The following is a 15,227-nucleotide window of genomic DNA, read 5'->3' on the forward strand; positions in this document are numbered from 1 at the left end:
GCATGTAATGATCTGTGAAAATTGTAAAGAACGACCGGCATCTGTCATTTTAACAAAAGGTCATATGGGGGAATCGGCTGAACACCACTTATGCGAAAAATGTGCGTTTCAAACGGAGGCGTTTCATTTCAATCCGAATCAGGAACCGCTTTCCATTCAACAATTCCTTTCGCAATGGTTCGGTGGGGGCGATTCTTTTGAAGAGCCGCAACAGGCGCGCGAAGAAGATAGAAGCGACCTGGAATGTCCGACGTGTAAGTTAACGTTCAAGAAATTTCTCGACATTGGTAAGTTTGGCTGTGCGACGTGTTACGACACGTTCCGTGAGCAATTGCCGCATGTTTTCGGAAAGCTTCATAACGGACACGCCGCACATATAGGAAAAATTCCGATTTCATTTAACAAAACATATGCTGTCAAACGAAAAATTGAAGAAATACGAGCTAGAATGGCTGAAGCGGTGGAGGCGGAGCGTTTTGAAGAAGCGGCAAGCTTGCGCGATGAAGCCAATTCGTTAAAAGAACAACTTGTTGCCGGAGGTGAAGAATCCGATGTCGATTGAAAAGTTCATTCAAGACGGAGTGACTGGCTGGATGTCTGCGCACGGTGAACACTCAGACATTGTCATGTCGACCCGAATTCGCCTTGCGCGTAATTTAACGGGCTATCGTTTCCCGATTGCTTTTACTGAAGACGATGCAATGGCGGTTGACCGGGCAGCTTCAGGGGTGCTACTCGATACCAATCAACCTAATTATTCGTATATGAAAATGTCGGAAATTCCTTCATTAGAACGTCTTGTACTTATTGAAAAACATTTAATCAGTCCGCATCTCGCAAATCCGGAACGTCACGGTGCAGTCCTTCTATCGGAAGACGAAACGGTGAGCGTTATGGTGAACGAAGAGGATCATATTCGCATTCAATGTATATACCCGGGTTTACAACTCGAGGATGCTTATAAAAAAGCGGACGAAGTAGATAATTTACTTGAGAGTGAACTTCCTTATGCGTTCGATGAGAGTTTTGGTTATATGACAAGTTGTCCATCGAATACAGGAACGGGGATGCGGGCGTCCGTCATGATGCATTTGCCGGCACTGACAATTACGAAGCAAATTGAACGGATTATTCCGGCAATCTCTAGACTGGGCATCGTCGTCCGTGGAAGTTACGGCGAAGGAAGTGATGCACCTGGTAACGTCTATCAAGTATCGAACCAAACGACGCTTGGGAAAACTGAGCAGGAAATACTTGTAGATCTTGGGAATATTACTTCTCGTTTAATCGCACATGAGCGTCAATCGAGGGAACTTCTTATAGCTAAATCGCGTCTAGCTCTAGAAAATAGGCTTTTCCGTTCACTCGGAACGATTGCTTATGCCCGGTTGCTTCCGAATGGTGAGGCGGCGCGTTGTTTGTCGGATGTTCGTTTAGGTATTGACCTTGGCATTATACAAGATGTCGATATGTCGATATTGAACGAATTGATGATTTTTATGCAACCCGGTTTCCTTCAGCAATATGCAGGTACCGAATTATCGCAAGAAGAACGAGATGTATTTCGTGCGAAGCTCTTCCGAGAGCGACTTAATATTGCTAATGCACCCGCGTCCTTGGAAGAGGATCGGGAAGAGTAAGCAACAACTTTGTGGGGGGGCGCTCCTTTAAAGTATAGTTAGGTCAAAAATAGTCAATGCTTTGTATTGTCTTTGAATGCTAGGTATTTTCAACTGTTTTATAAACAATTAAATAGGGAACATTAATAATTAGGTATGAGTTTCAGATAAGTAGATTATATATAGTAGAAGGAGAGGACTGATTATGATGTTTAATCGATTTACACAACGAGCTCAAAAAGTATTGCAACTTGCGCAAGAAGAGGCAATCCGCATGAAACACGAGTCAATTGGAACGGAGCATATTTTGCTTGGCCTCATTCGTGAAGGCGGAGGCATTGCTGCAAAAGCGCTTGAGGGAATTGATGTCAGTTTAGAATCAATCGAACAAGGCGTCGAAAAGCTTGTTGGCTCGGGGACAAAAGACGTCGGTCCAATCGTTCACTATACCCCGCGTGCTAAAAAAGTAATTGAACTATCGGTTGATGAGTCAAGAAAGCTCGGCCATTCTTATATTGGAACGGAGCATATTTTACTTGCGCTCATTCGTGAAGGTGAAGGCGTTGCAGCGCGTGTTCTAAGCAATGCGGGCGTCAGTTTGAATAAGGCACGCCAGCAAGTGCTTCAGCTTCTAGGAAACAACGACAGCACCGCTGGAGGTCAAGGAACTTCTAATTCAGCGGCAACGCCGACACTTGACGGCTTGGCACGCGATTTAACAGAAGTCGCACGCGAAGGTTTACTAGATCCGGTAATTGGACGAAGCAAAGAGATTACGCGTGTCATTGAAGTACTTGCGCGCCGCACGAAAAACAATCCAGTCTTGATTGGAGAGCCTGGGGTTGGTAAAACGGCGATTGCGGAAGGTCTTGCACAACAAGTCATTAACAATGAAGTACCCGAAATCCTTCGGGATAAACGAGTGATGACGCTGGATATGGGAACCGTTGTTGCGGGGACGAAATACCGCGGTGAATTTGAAGATCGTATGAAAAAAGTGATGGAAGAAATCCGCCAAGCCGGCAATATTATTTTGTTCATCGATGAGCTTCATACGCTAATTGGCGCGGGTGGTGCAGAAGGTGCAATTGATGCTTCGAATATTTTGAAACCGTCACTTGCACGCGGCGAACTACAATGTATCGGTGCAACGACGCTTGACGAGTATCGTAAATATATTGAAAAGGATGCTGCACTTGAGCGTCGTTTCCAACCAATTCAAGTCGACGAGCCAACTGTAGATGAAACGATTCAAATCCTTTATGGACTGCGTGATCGCTATGAAGCGCATCACCGTGTGAAAATTACAGATGAAGCAGTGATTGCGGCAGCGAAAATGTCAGATCGTTATATTTCAGATCGATTTTTACCTGATAAAGCAATTGACTTAATTGACGAAGCGGGATCGAAAGTACGCTTGCGTTCATATACAACACCGCCGAACTTGAAAGAACTTGAACTGAAGCTTGAAGCAATTCGTTCGGAGAAAAATGCGGCTGTACAAAGTCAGGAATTTGAAAAAGCAGCTTCGTTCCGCGACAAAGAGCAGAAGACGAAAGAAGAACTTGAAACGACGAATATAGCTTGGAAAGAAGAACAAGGGAAAACAGAATCGGAAGTGACGGAAGAAGACATTGCAGAAGTCGTCGCTATGTGGACTGGTATTCCTGTATCGAAAATTGCTGAAACCGAAACCGTGAAACTGTTGAACATGGAAGAAATGCTACACGAACGCGTTATTGGACAATCCGAAGCTGTGACAGCCATTTCCAAAGCCATTCGACGGGCCCGAGCAGGTCTGAAAGATCCGAAACGTCCAATTGGCTCATTCATTTTCCTCGGTCCTACAGGTGTCGGGAAAACTGAGCTTGCACGTGCACTTGCGGAAGTAATGTTTGGAGATGAAGATGCGATGATTCGTGTTGACATGTCCGAGTATATGGAAAAGCATTCAACTTCACGTCTCGTCGGTTCTCCACCAGGGTATGTAGGGTTTGAAGAAGGCGGACAGTTAACTGAAAAAGTTCGTCGCAAACCTTATTCTGTTATTCTTCTCGATGAGATTGAGAAAGCGCATCCCGACGTCTTCAATATTCTTTTGCAAGTATTAGAAGACGGAAGATTGACGGACTCGAAAGGGCGCACAGTCGACTTCCGTAATACGGTTATCATTATGACGTCCAACGTCGGCGCGCAAACATTACGCACGAACAGATATGTTGGATTTAATTTGCAAGATACGGGCCGGGATTACGAGGGAATGAAGTCGGCTATGCTTGAAGAGTTGAAGAAAGCATTCCGTCCGGAGTTCCTAAACCGCGTAGACGAAATGATTGTTTTCCACTCACTCGAGAAAGAACATTTGCGTAAAATCGTGACATTGATGGCTGACGAATTATCCAAACGTCTAGCCGAGCAAGATATTGTGCTTGAAATAACGGATGATGCCAAAATTAAAATCTCCGAAGTAGGTTACGATCCAGATTACGGGGCACGCCCGCTACGCCGTGCAATACAAAAACATATCGAAGACCGGTTGTCCGAAGAACTTCTAAAAGGAACCGACTTAAGGGGCAATAAAGTTGTCGTCGATGTGAAAGATGGAGAGTTTGTCGTTAACACAGAACAAAAAGAACTAGAAAAAGTGGCAGCGAAAAAATAACGATCGATTAGGATAGCCCATCTGCCGAGCCGTATTTTCGGTGCGAGAGGGCTGTCCTTTTCGTATTTGGAGGATTACATGTCAAAGAGAAAGTCGAAATTCGTCTGTAAGTCATGTGGCTATGAATCACCGAAGTGGATGGGGCGCTGTCCGGGCTGCGGAGAATGGAATACAATGGACGAGGAAATCGAAGTTGTTCAAAAAGGTCCGCGTGCGGCATTTCAGCATTCGGAAAACGTGCGTCAAAAAGCAATGCCGATTAGTTCAATTGAGACATCGGATGAACCGCGCGTTGAAACAGATTTAGAAGAGTTAAACCGTGTGTTGGGAGGCGGCATCGTGCCGGGCTCACTCATATTAACGGCTGGAGATCCAGGTATCGGAAAATCGACTCTACTTCTCCAAGTTTCTTCACTACTAGCAAATAAAGGGCACCGCGTTCTTTACATATCTGGGGAAGAATCGATTCGTCAGACAAAATTACGTGCAGAGCGACTTGGCGTTGCATCTGATGAACTTTATATTTATGCGGAAACGGATTTGGAGCAAATTCATCATACGATTGAAGAAGTCAAACCACGTTTTGTTATCGTGGACTCCATCCAAACAATTCATCATCCAGAAGTGAAGTCTGCACCTGGAAGCATTACGCAAGTCCGTGAATGTACAGCGGAACTGATGCGCATTGCAAAGACTCAAAACATTGCTATATTCCTCGTAGGCCATGTAACGAAGGATGGTCAAATTGCGGGACCGCGTCTGCTTGAACATATGGTAGATACTGTTCTTTACTTTGAAGGAGAGCGCCATCATACGTACCGTATTTTGCGCAGCGTGAAAAATAGATTTGGGTCTACGAATGAGATTGCAATTTTTGAAATGCTGCAATCGGGATTAAAAGAAGTACTTAACCCATCTGAGCTTTTCCTGCGTGAAAGATCGCAAGGCGGTGCGGGTTCGACCGTTGTTGCATCGATGGAAGGAACGCGGCCGATACTTGTTGAAATTCAAGCGCTTGTCACACCGTCAAGTTTTAACTATCCGAAGCGGATGGCGACGGGGTTAGACCAAAATCGGGTTTCATTGCTCATGGCGGTACTTGAAAAACGTATGGGTATGCTTTTACAAGCACAAGATGCGTATATAAAAGTTGCTGGAGGGGTGAAGTTAGACGAGCCGGCCATCGACCTTGCCGTTCTTGTGAGTATTGTTTCGAGTTACCGTGACGCAGCAGCGGGTCTATCCGATTGTTTTATAGGTGAAGTTGGACTTACGGGTGAAGTTCGTCGAGTATCACGGATTGAACAACGCGTTTCTGAAGCGGCGAAGCTCGGTTTTGAACGGGCAATTATTCCTTCTTCAAATATGGGCGGATGGGATTATCCGAAAGGAATTTCCGTTGTTGGTGTCGAAACTGTAAGCGATGCATTAAAAATAGCTTTCACGAAATAAATGAGTGTGCAGGGCTGCCAAAAAGGTATCCCTGTTATTCTCCAAAGGGCTGAAAGAATCTAGTCCTATGCAAAATAAGGCGATATGTTGCGTAAAGATGTATAATTTATATTACAAGGAGGTGGATCATATGTTGAAAAGAGTAATTCAAGCTTCATTTTTATTAATCGGGGGTACTTTAGGGGTCTTATTCATACCGCACTTATTTAAATTATTTTCTTTTACTACGAACCCAGTTATAAATAACCCGTACGTTGCTGCTGTCGTTGGTGCTGCTATTCTTGCTCTTATTAGTGTCGTTCTTACGATGCCGATTGTGAATTTTATTAAATGGATGGAAGAACGTTTGCTGAAAGCACCAATTTTTGATTTACTATTTGGTACAATTGGTCTAATGGTTGGTTTGAGTGTTGCGTTTCTTGTAAGTTTCGGTTTGGAAAGTATTCAAATTCCCATAATCACATCTGTTTTGCCGATTGTATTGTCGGTCATTCTCGGATATCTTGGATTTCAAGTAGGATTTCAAAAGCGCGAGGAATTTATTTTTGCTGTGTACTCCGCTAAAAATACGGGCCCGAAGAAAAAAGAAGTGGCGGAAGTATCTGCGACGACACATGGTAATTTACACAAGATCCTTGATACGAGTGTTATTATTGATGGGCGAATTGTTGACGTGGCGGCTACTGGATTTCTTGAGGGGATTCTTGTCGTTCCGCAATTCGTTTTGACGGAACTTCAGCATATCGCGGATTCGTCGGATACGTTGAAGCGTACAAAAGGTAGACGTGGTTTGGATGTCTTGAAATTATTGCAAACAGCCGATGGACCTACCGTTTTAATAACAGATGAAGACTTTGTTGATGTCGCGGAAGTGGATTTGAAACTCGTTCGACTGGCAAAAAGTATGTCGGGACTCGTTGTAACAAACGATTTCAATTTAAATAAAGTAGCGGATCTTCACGGCGTACCTGTGTTAAACATTAACGACCTTGCAAATGCTGTGAAACCTGTCGTTATCCCAGGTGAAGAGATGCACGTCGTCGTCATTAAAGACGGAAAAGAGCAAAACCAAGGAATTGCCTATTTGGACGATGGAACGATGATTGTCGTCGAAGATGGTAGATATCATATCGGCAATGCAATTGACGTCGTTGTGACGAGTGTATTGCAAACATCTGCAGGGCGAATGATTTTCGCAAAACCAAAAAACGGTAAAGCAACTAGGGCGAACTAAAAGTGGATAGATAGGTTGAATTAAAGAATGTGACACCTAGTTGATTTCCGTTCCGATCGTCCGCTCGGAACGGAAATCAACGGCTCGAAGATGAAATTTATTATCATTGGACTTATTCAGTGGGAATCCCCATTCCAACATATATAATGATAAAGAAGCTAAGGAAAGACGAGGAAGATGGATAGTGGATTACACAGTAATGATACCGGCAGCCGGAAGCGGACGCCGAATGGGTGCGGGGTATAACAAACTTTTTTTGACACTCGGAGAAAAACCGATTCTTGTGCATACGCTTGAAGTTTTTGAGAAAGATCGGGCATGTACGGGAATTGTTCTGGCAGTAAAACCAGAAGAACGTCCAAGTATACAAGACGACCTAAATCGTTTTGGCATTACGAAAGTGATTGGATTCGCCGACGGGGGAAGCGAGCGTCAATACAGTGTGGCGGCTTGTCTAAAAGCACATGTTACGGGCGGTATCGTTCTCGTGCATGATGCGGCGCGCCCTTTTATCCGCCAATTTGTTATCGATGAACTTGTCAGTACGGCGGCTAAGTTTGGTGCGGCAATTGCTGGCGTTAAACCGAAAGACACGATGAAATTTGCACCAGTCGGTATTGTTGAAGAAACCGTTGACCGCGACAAACTATGGATTATTCAAACACCCCAAGCATTTTCATTTGACGTACTAAAAGAGGCGTTTAACAAAGCAAAAGCAGATGACTTTTTAGGAACAGATGAATCAATGCTCGTGGAACGAATGGGACATCCAGTACGGATTGTTGAAAGCACGTATGATAATGTAAAGATGACAACGACGGAAGATCTCGTTTTTGGGGAAATACTACTCCAAAGACGGCAACAGGAGGATGAAAAATGATTCGAATTGGACAAGGCTACGATGTACATAAATTCGAAGAAAATCGCCCGTTAATTATTGGAGGGGTGACGATTCCGCATGACTTGGGTCTTGCGGGTCATTCAGACGCGGATGTTTTACTTCATACGATTACGGATGCGGCACTCGGAGCGATTGGAGAAGGCGACATCGGGCGGCACTTCCCTGACACGGACGAAGCATTTAAAGATGCAGACTCCGCGGTTTTATTGGAGAATGTTTGGGATATCGTTACGAAGCGTGGCTATACGCTAGGAAACATCGACTGTACAATCATTGCAGAAAACCCGAAGATGTCACCACATATTGAAGCGATTCGAAAACGTGTTGCGGAGTTGCTTCAAGCGGACGTTACGCAAGTCAATGTTAAGGCGACAACGACAGAAAAGTTAGGATTTACAGGACGTGGAGAAGGAATTGCCGCAATGGCAGTTATTTTATTAACGAAAAACGAGGAGGATGTACAGTGACTAAAGAAGTTCGCGTGCGTTACGCACCAAGTCCTACAGGACATTTACATATCGGGAATGCTCGGACAGCAATGTTCAACTATTTGTATGCACGAAATAAAGGCGGTAAATTTATTATCCGTATTGAAGATACAGATGCCAAACGAAATATTGACGGTGGGGAAGCATCCCAACTGAATTACTTGAAATGGTTGGGTATTGATTGGGATGAAAGTGTCGATGTCGGCGGAGATTTCGGACCGTATCGTCAATCGGAAAGAAATGACTTATACGAAGAGTTGTATACACAATTACTTGAAAAAGAATTGGCCTATAAATGTTACTGTACACCGGAAGAATTAGAAGCAGAACGCGAAGCGCAAAGTGCTGAAAACGCAATGCCTAGATATAGCGGGAAATGTCGTCACTTAACAGCGGAAGAACGTGCCGCACGCGAAGCGGAAGGCAGAGAACCGAGTATTCGTTTTGCAATACAAGCGGGAAAAACGTATACGTTTAAAGATATGGTAAAAGACGACGTTACGTTTGAGTCGGATGGAATTGGCGATTTTGTAATCGTTAAAAAAGATGGCATCCCGACGTATAACTTCGCGGTTGCCGTAGACGATCATTATATGGAAATTACACATGTACTTCGTGGAGATGACCATATTTCCAACACACCAAGACAACAGATGATTTACGAAGCATTTGGATGGGAAGAACCTGTCTTCGGTCATATGACTTTAATCGTCAATGAAAGCCGGAAAAAGTTAAGTAAACGCGATGAGTCAATCATTCAGTTTATCGAACAATATGAAGAGCTCGGTTATTTACCGGAAGCAATCTTTAACTTCATCGTTCTTCTTGGATGGTCTCCAGAAGGGGAAGAGGAAATCTTCTCGAAAGATGAGTTGGTTTCTATATTCGATGCGAATCGTTTGTCCAAATCACCAGCAGTTTTCGATAAAAACAAATTGATGTGGATGAATAACCAATACATTAAAAATATGCCGCTTGAACAAGTGATTGAACTTGCGTTGCCTCATTTGCAAAAATCGGGTGCATTACCGGAAGAGTTATCAGCTGAACAAAGTAAGTGGGCACATGACTTAATCGCTCTTTACCATGAGCAACTAAGCTACGGTGCAGAAATTATTGAGCTTTCCGCCCAGTTTTTCGAAGATGACATTGAATATGATGAAGCATCCCAAGCAGTTCTTGCAGGAGATCAAGTTCCAGAAGTGATGAGCTCATTGAAAGGCCAGCTGGAAGAATTAGAAGAATTCGATGCTGCTTCGATTAAAGGAGCAATCAAAGCTGTCCAAAAAGAAACGGGTCATAAAGGAAAAAACCTATTTATGCCTGTTCGTGTTGTAACAACAGGTCAGACAAGCGGCCCAGAGTTGCCAACAGCAATTGCGCTTATCGGCAAAGAAAAAGCGATTGCACGCATTGCGAAATACGCGGAAGTTTGACATTCGTTTTTTGGAGTGTAAAATGTAAGTAATTAATTGAACGTAGATTTATAGAAAAGCCTTGATAAGGAAAAGTACATATTGTAAGTTCTCCAGAGAGGGTCGCCATCGGCTGTAAGTGACTCGTACCTCTACAATGTGGAAATGCCCCTTTGAGTGCCGTGCCGAACTTAAGTAGGCTGGACGTATCGCCAACGTTATATGGCCTTAAGCGGGAAGGTGAAAGCCTTTCAAGCGGAGTGGAACCACGCATTTAATGCGTCTCTGTCATTTATTGACGGGGGCGTATTTTTTTATTTGGATCTAAAATAGAGGAGGAGAAACGTTGTTCCGAAAAATGAAAGAAGATATCAAGTGCATCATGGAACAGGACCCGGCGGCGCGTAGTTCATTTGAAGTTGTATTGACGTATTCTGGTCTACATGCAGTTTGGTCGCACCAAATTGCGCATGTTTTATATAAAAAGAGACTGTTATTTTTAGCGCGATGCGTCTCGCAAGTAAGTCGCTTTTTCACTGGTATTGAAATTCATCCAGGAGCTAAAATAGGACGACGTTTTTTTATAGACCACGGCATGGGGATTGTAATCGGAGAAACATGTGAAATTGGCGATGATGTCACAATTTACCAAGGTGTAACGCTTGGTGGAACGGGTAAAGAGAAGGGGAAAAGACATCCGACGCTTCACAATAATGTGCTCGTTGCATCCGGTGCAAAAGTGCTTGGTTCGATAACAATTGGAGAGAATAGTAAAGTGGGAGCGGGATCTGTTGTGTTGAAAGACGTTCCATCAGATTCTACGGTTGTCGGAATCCCGGGAACAGTCGTTATTCGGAATGGCGAAAGGATTGTAGGGCGGCATGACCACCAAGACCTTCCAGATCCAGTGAAAGATAGATGTGACGCGCTTGATAGCGAACTTGAACGGCTAAAAGCACGACTTGAACAAATAGAAAATTCAAGAGTTAAGGAAGGGGACTTATTATGAGTATTCAAATTTATAATACATTGACAAGGCAGAAAGAACCTTTTATCCCGATGGAAGAAGGAAAAGTGAAGATGTATGTGTGTGGTCCAACGGTTTATAACTATATCCATATTGGAAACGCACGTCCGGTAATCGTTTTTGACACGGTTCGACGTTATCTTGAATACAGAGGGTATGATGTGAAATACGTTTCGAATTTCACGGATGTCGACGATAAAATTATCGCGACGGCGAAAGAACTAGGTGAAGACGTGAGCGAATTAACGGACCGTTTTATAAATGCCTACTTTGAGGACGTATCTGCACTTGGTTGCGGCAAAGCGGATGTGCATCCGCGCGTAACCGACCATATCCAGGACATCGTCGATTTTGTTCAAGTACTTATTGACAAAGGGTTTGCGTACGAATCACAGGGTGATGTGTATTACCGAACGAAACGTTTCGAAGGATACGGCAAATTATCGGGTCAATCGACAGATGAGCTCATCGTCGGAGCGCGCGTTGAAACAGGAGACAAGAAAGAAGACGCACTTGATTTTGTTCTGTGGAAAGCAGCGAAAGAAGGCGAGGTTTCATGGGAAAGTCCTTGGGGCGCCGGACGACCTGGTTGGCATATTGAATGTTCAGTTATGGCCCGCGAACACCTCGGCGATACGATGGACATTCACGCAGGTGGGCAGGATTTAGCATTCCCACACCACGAAAACGAAATTGCCCAATCTGAAGCAATGACTGGGCACCCATTTGCACGTTATTGGATGCATAATGGCTATATTAATATTGATAATGAAAAGATGTCGAAGTCGCTTGGGAACTTTGTTCTTGTGAACGACATCCGTAAAACAATCGATCCGCAAGTATTGCGCTTTTTCATGTTGTCTGTTCATTACAGACACCCGATTAACTTCTCGGAAGACCTTGTTGAAAATGCGAAGAGTGGACTCGGTCGAATACGTACGACGTATACAAACTTACGCCACCGACTAGAGACATCTGCGGATCTTGGTGATCAGTATGATATTTGGGAACATAAAGTCGATGAAAGTCGAACAAAGTTTAAGGCCGCAATGGATGACGATTTCAATACAGCAAACGGCATTGCTGAAGTTTTTGAACTTGTGAAGCTTGCAAACGTCTATTTGATGGAGAAGAATACACAAACAGATATTATTACAAAGTTCATCGCGATGCTTGAAGAGCTTATGGCTGTAATTGGTCTAACGCTTGGCGGGGAGTCGGAATTGCTGGACGAGGACATTGAAGCGCTTATTGAAGAGCGATTGGAAGCGCGTAAAAACCGTGACTTTAAACGTGCAGACGAAATTCGCGATGAGTTAAAAGCACAAGGGATTTTACTAGAAGATACAGCACAAGGTATGCGCTGGAAAAGAGGGTGAATTGGCGTGTACACATTGCGAGATATCGACGTTAAACAACTCAATGCCCTTGCCCTCGCCTATATGGGGGATGCGGTATATGAGCAAGCTATCCGCGAACATCTTCTGCGTTCTGGACGCGTACGACCGAATGTGTTGCATAGGGAAGCAACCCGCTATGTTTCGGCTAAGTCCCAAGCGACTATTCTTAAAGAAATGATGGAATCAAGTTTTTTAACGAAAGAAGAAGAAGCGGTTATGAGACGTGGTCGTAATGCGAAGTCCGGATCGGTTCCGAAAAATACGGACGTTGTCACATACAATCATAGTTCGGGTTTTGAAGCGGTACTTGGATTTTTACATTTGCTTGGGAAAAATGAACGAACGGAAGAATTTATTAAAGAGTCGATTCGACTCATTGAGAATCCAAAGGAGGAGGGGACATCATGACAGAAGTTGAAACAGAATTACTAGGCGGTAAAAATCCAATCGTGGAAGCGTTACGCTCCGGTAGGGAATTAAACAAAATTTGGATTGCTGAAGGCCTTAATAAGAAAAGCATTGGGGAAATACTATCGCTTGCAAACGAGGCAAAGATTATTGTTCAAGCTGTGCCGAAACGAAAACTGGATGGCATGTTAGACATGAATCATCAGGGAATTATCGCCTCAGTGGCGGCTTACGAGTATGCGGAACTGGAAGATTTATTTGACGTAGCTACAAAACGAGGTGAAGATCCTTTTTTTATCGTCCTTGACGAGCTAGAAGATCCACATAATCTTGGGTCTATACTGCGGACTGCAGATGCTTCAGGCGTTCACGGTGTTATCATTCCGAGGCGTCGTGCCGTTGGGTTAACAGGTGTAGTTGCGAAAGCTTCAACAGGTGCGATTGAACATATTCCGGTCGTACGAGTGAATAATCTTTCGCAAACTGTAGAAGAGCTTAAAAAACGTGGCGTTTGGATTGCCGGGACAGATGCAACAGGCTCAACAGATTATCGATTAATGGATGCAACGCTGCCCCTCGCCGTCATTATTGGAAGTGAAGGGAAAGGAATGTCGCGCATATTGAAAGAGAAATGCGATTTCCTTTACCATTTACCGATGGTCGGTAAAGTGACATCGCTAAACGCTTCCGTAGCCGCCTCTCTTTTGATGTACGAAGTGCTACGTAAAAGGCAACCGAACCTCCCTGGGAAATGAAAAAAGATATTCTCTTAGTTGACGGATATAACGTCATCGGCGCATGGGAAGAATTAGTTCAATTAAAAGAAGAGTTGCTTGCGAATGCACGTGACCGTTTAATCGAGCGGATGGCGGAATATAAAGCGTATACGGGATGGCATGTCATTATTATTTTTGACGCCTATTTAACAGCGGGAATTGAAAAAAAGAAGTGGCGACACGATGTTGAAGTTATATTTACAAGGGAAAATGAAACGGCGGATGAACGAATTGAAAAACTTGTTACTGAACTGAGTGGAAGAAGAGTGCAAGTTCATGTCGCGACATCGGATATGACGGAGCAATGGGTTATTTTTGCCCACGGGGCGCTAAGAAAATCGGCACGTGAGCTAGAAATTGAAATGGACGCAATCGATAAACTGATTTCGGGAAAAGTGAAAGACTTTCAAGAACAGCGCCCATTCTCTAAGATTCCCCTTACTGACGAAATTGCGGAAAAATTTGAAAAATGGCGTCGTGGAATAAAATGAAAGCTTGACGTAAAATTTTTCCATACGTTATACTTGTTATATGACCTATGACGAACCGGGGTGATCCAGTGGTGGAAAAAATGTTTGTTAGTAGCAAAATGACGAGTTTTACAAGGTTATCTGACGAGGAAGTTATTTCGATTATCCACGAAGGGAATACGGATGCGCTTGACTTTCTCATAACGAAGTATCGGTCATTTGTACGTCTGAAGGGACGTTCGTATTTTTTGATTGGTGGGGACAGGGAAGATATTATTCAAGAGGGGATGATTGGTCTATACAAAGCGATTCGCGATTTTAAGGCAGATCGACTCAGTTCATTTAAAGCGTTTGCGGAGCTTTGTATAACTCGTCAAATAATAACAGCGATTAAAACAGCGACGCGGCAAAAGCATATACCGCTTAATACATCGATTTCGTTGGACAGGCCGGTTTACGCCGAAGATTCCGATCGTACATTGCTCGATATGGTGCCAGGTCCGACTTTGGATGATCCTGAAGATCTGATCATTCATAGAGAAGATTTTACCCATATGGAACAAGAAATGAACAAAGTGCTGAGCGGACTCGAAAAGCAAGTGTTGGCACTCTATTTAGAAGGCCAGTCCTACCAAGAGATTTCGGATGAGTTAAATCGACAAGTTAAATCTGTAGATAATGCATTGCAACGCATTAAGCGGAAACTTGAAAGGTATATGCAAGTGGATGCGGTGTACTAAACGACTGTCATATCATGTTGACACTACTTATGTAAGATGGTACTCTTTAGCAAGACTATGAGAAGATGCTCGAAAATTTCGTGAGGAATCGTTTTTGAATGATATTCTCTTTTTCGAACATGAATTCTAAGTGTATAGGGTGAGAAAATGTCTAAGAAGGTAATATTAAGCTGCGACGTTTGTGGCTCTCGAAATTATTCCGTGCCTGGACGAAAAGAACAATCGTCAGAACGGTTAACGTTGAAAAAACATTGTAGTCATTGTAATGCACATACAGTTCACAGGCAAACTGCATAATTAATGTTGCAAGCCGGTAAAGGCAATATATCTTTAGTCGGAGGGTTACGATACGATGGGAAAGCTCGGTACTTTTTTTAAAGATGTAATATCAGAAATGAGAAAAGTCAGTTGGCCGAAGCGTAAGCAATTGACGCGCTACACAATTGTTGTTCTTTCGACAGTTGTCTTCATGGCGGTATACTTTGGACTTACAGACCTTGGTATTTCAAGTTTGATGGAATGGTACATTTCGCTTTAACTAATGCAATATAAATATTATCCGATAAAATAGCCCGTCTTGTAGAGCGAACGGGTTTTTTCATTTTGTTTGGGAAAAGGAGGGACGGACGTACAGT

General features: G+C 43.6%; 16 protein-coding genes and 1 other annotated feature. All 16 genes read left to right on the forward strand.

From position 1 onward, the window contains the following. The first annotated feature begins 7 nt into the window (after positions 1 to 7). The 16 genes from KSU66_RS12040 (at position 8) to secE (ending at position 15,130) form a co-directional block, all read left to right on the forward strand. Complete coding sequence (locus tag KSU66_RS12040) at positions 8 to 562, forward strand: UvrB/UvrC motif-containing protein (protein WP_269051704.1); 555 nt, start codon at positions 8 to 10, stop codon at positions 560 to 562. Beyond that, entirely contained in the window at positions 552 to 1,640 is a 1,089-nt protein-coding gene (locus KSU66_RS12045; RefSeq protein WP_269051705.1) for a protein arginine kinase, read from the forward strand. The genes KSU66_RS12040 and KSU66_RS12045 overlap by 11 nt, the downstream gene beginning before the upstream one ends. A gap of 184 nt (positions 1,641 to 1,824) precedes the next feature. Further along, positions 1,825 to 4,281, forward strand: a complete 2,457-nt coding sequence (locus KSU66_RS12050) for an ATP-dependent Clp protease ATP-binding subunit (RefSeq protein ID WP_269051706.1) — start codon at positions 1,825 to 1,827, stop codon at positions 4,279 to 4,281. A gap of 78 nt (positions 4,282 to 4,359) precedes the next feature. Beyond that, complete coding sequence (radA, locus tag KSU66_RS12055) at positions 4,360 to 5,733, forward strand: DNA repair protein RadA (RefSeq protein WP_269051707.1); 1,374 nt, start codon at positions 4,360 to 4,362, stop codon at positions 5,731 to 5,733. 130 nt (positions 5,734 to 5,863) lie between these two features. Next, entirely contained in the window at positions 5,864 to 6,967 is a 1,104-nt protein-coding gene (locus tag KSU66_RS12060) for a PIN/TRAM domain-containing protein (protein WP_269051708.1), read from the forward strand. Positions 6,968 to 7,151: 184 nt separating this feature from the next. After that, positions 7,152 to 7,847 carry a 2-C-methyl-D-erythritol 4-phosphate cytidylyltransferase gene (gene ispD, locus KSU66_RS12065; RefSeq protein WP_269051709.1) on the forward strand — a complete coding sequence of 232 codons (696 nt, stop codon included), beginning with the start codon at positions 7,152 to 7,154 and terminating at the stop codon, positions 7,845 to 7,847. Further along, complete coding sequence (gene ispF, locus KSU66_RS12070) at positions 7,844 to 8,335, forward strand: 2-C-methyl-D-erythritol 2,4-cyclodiphosphate synthase (protein WP_269051710.1); 492 nt, start codon at positions 7,844 to 7,846, stop codon at positions 8,333 to 8,335. Before ispD ends, ispF begins: the two co-directional genes overlap by 4 nt. Continuing rightward, positions 8,332 to 9,792 (forward strand): glutamate--tRNA ligase, encoded by a 1,461-nt coding sequence (gene gltX, locus KSU66_RS12075; RefSeq protein ID WP_269051711.1) that lies wholly within the window; start codon positions 8,332 to 8,334, stop codon positions 9,790 to 9,792. Before ispF ends, gltX begins: the two co-directional genes overlap by 4 nt. A 52-nt stretch (positions 9,793 to 9,844) precedes the next feature. After that, positions 9,845 to 10,061: a binding site (T-box leader), on the forward strand. 56 nt (positions 10,062 to 10,117) lie between these two features. Continuing rightward, positions 10,118 to 10,780 carry a serine O-acetyltransferase gene (cysE, locus tag KSU66_RS12080; RefSeq protein ID WP_269051712.1) on the forward strand — a complete coding sequence of 221 codons (663 nt, stop codon included), beginning with the start codon at positions 10,118 to 10,120 and terminating at the stop codon, positions 10,778 to 10,780. After that, on the forward strand, positions 10,777 to 12,177 hold the full coding sequence (gene cysS / locus KSU66_RS12085) for a cysteine--tRNA ligase (protein WP_269051713.1): 1,401 nt from the start codon (positions 10,777 to 10,779) through the stop codon (positions 12,175 to 12,177). The genes cysE and cysS overlap by 4 nt, the downstream gene beginning before the upstream one ends. Positions 12,178 to 12,183: 6 nt before the next feature. After that, on the forward strand, positions 12,184 to 12,606 hold the full coding sequence (locus KSU66_RS12090) for a Mini-ribonuclease 3 (RefSeq protein WP_329958815.1): 423 nt from the start codon (positions 12,184 to 12,186) through the stop codon (positions 12,604 to 12,606). After that, a complete protein-coding gene (rlmB, locus tag KSU66_RS12095) occupies positions 12,603 to 13,361 on the forward strand; it encodes a 23S rRNA (guanosine(2251)-2'-O)-methyltransferase RlmB (RefSeq protein ID WP_269051714.1) in 759 nt (252 codons plus the stop codon). The genes KSU66_RS12090 and rlmB overlap by 4 nt, the downstream gene beginning before the upstream one ends. Continuing rightward, the gene (locus KSU66_RS12100; RefSeq protein ID WP_269051715.1) at positions 13,358 to 13,873 is read left to right on the forward strand and encodes an NYN domain-containing protein; all 516 of its coding nucleotides are present in this window, start codon (positions 13,358 to 13,360) and stop codon (positions 13,871 to 13,873) included. Before rlmB ends, KSU66_RS12100 begins: the two co-directional genes overlap by 4 nt. 47 nt (positions 13,874 to 13,920) lie before the next feature. After that, on the forward strand, positions 13,921 to 14,592 hold the full coding sequence (gene sigH / locus KSU66_RS12105; protein ID WP_443028969.1) for an RNA polymerase sporulation sigma factor SigH: 672 nt from the start codon (positions 13,921 to 13,923) through the stop codon (positions 14,590 to 14,592). A 147-nt stretch (positions 14,593 to 14,739) separates the two neighbouring features. Continuing rightward, the gene (gene rpmG, locus KSU66_RS12110) at positions 14,740 to 14,889 is read left to right on the forward strand and encodes a 50S ribosomal protein L33 (protein ID WP_269051716.1); all 150 of its coding nucleotides are present in this window, start codon (positions 14,740 to 14,742) and stop codon (positions 14,887 to 14,889) included. A 55-nt stretch (positions 14,890 to 14,944) separates the two neighbouring features. After that, on the forward strand, positions 14,945 to 15,130 hold the full coding sequence (gene secE / locus KSU66_RS12115; protein ID WP_269051717.1) for a preprotein translocase subunit SecE: 186 nt from the start codon (positions 14,945 to 14,947) through the stop codon (positions 15,128 to 15,130). Positions 15,131 to 15,227 lie beyond the last annotated feature (97 nt).

It is taken from the genome of Sporosarcina sp. G11-34, from assembly GCF_026931025.1.

Excerpts from the sequence above, each read along its gene's own strand:
- KSU66_RS12040 (WP_269051704.1), top strand. The coding sequence starts at position 8 with ATGATCTGTGAAAATTGTAAAGAACGACCGGCATCTGTCATTTTAACA.
- KSU66_RS12045 (WP_269051705.1), top strand. The coding sequence starts at position 552 with ATGTCGATTGAAAAGTTCATTCAAGACGGAGTGACTGGCTGGATGTCT.
- KSU66_RS12050 (WP_269051706.1), top strand. The coding sequence starts at position 1,825 with ATGATGTTTAATCGATTTACACAACGAGCTCAAAAAGTATTGCAACTT.
- radA (WP_269051707.1), top strand. The coding sequence starts at position 4,360 with ATGTCAAAGAGAAAGTCGAAATTCGTCTGTAAGTCATGTGGCTATGAA.
- KSU66_RS12060 (WP_269051708.1), top strand. The coding sequence starts at position 5,864 with ATGTTGAAAAGAGTAATTCAAGCTTCATTTTTATTAATCGGGGGTACT.
- ispF (WP_269051710.1), top strand. The coding sequence starts at position 7,844 with ATGATTCGAATTGGACAAGGCTACGATGTACATAAATTCGAAGAAAAT.
- cysS (WP_269051713.1), top strand. The coding sequence starts at position 10,777 with ATGAGTATTCAAATTTATAATACATTGACAAGGCAGAAAGAACCTTTT.
- rlmB (WP_269051714.1), top strand. The coding sequence starts at position 12,603 with ATGACAGAAGTTGAAACAGAATTACTAGGCGGTAAAAATCCAATCGTG.
- KSU66_RS12100 (WP_269051715.1), top strand. The coding sequence starts at position 13,358 with ATGAAAAAAGATATTCTCTTAGTTGACGGATATAACGTCATCGGCGCA.
- sigH (WP_443028969.1), top strand. The coding sequence starts at position 13,921 with ATGACGAACCGGGGTGATCCAGTGGTGGAAAAAATGTTTGTTAGTAGC.
- rpmG (WP_269051716.1), top strand. The coding sequence starts at position 14,740 with ATGTCTAAGAAGGTAATATTAAGCTGCGACGTTTGTGGCTCTCGAAAT.
- secE (WP_269051717.1), top strand. The coding sequence starts at position 14,945 with ATGGGAAAGCTCGGTACTTTTTTTAAAGATGTAATATCAGAAATGAGA.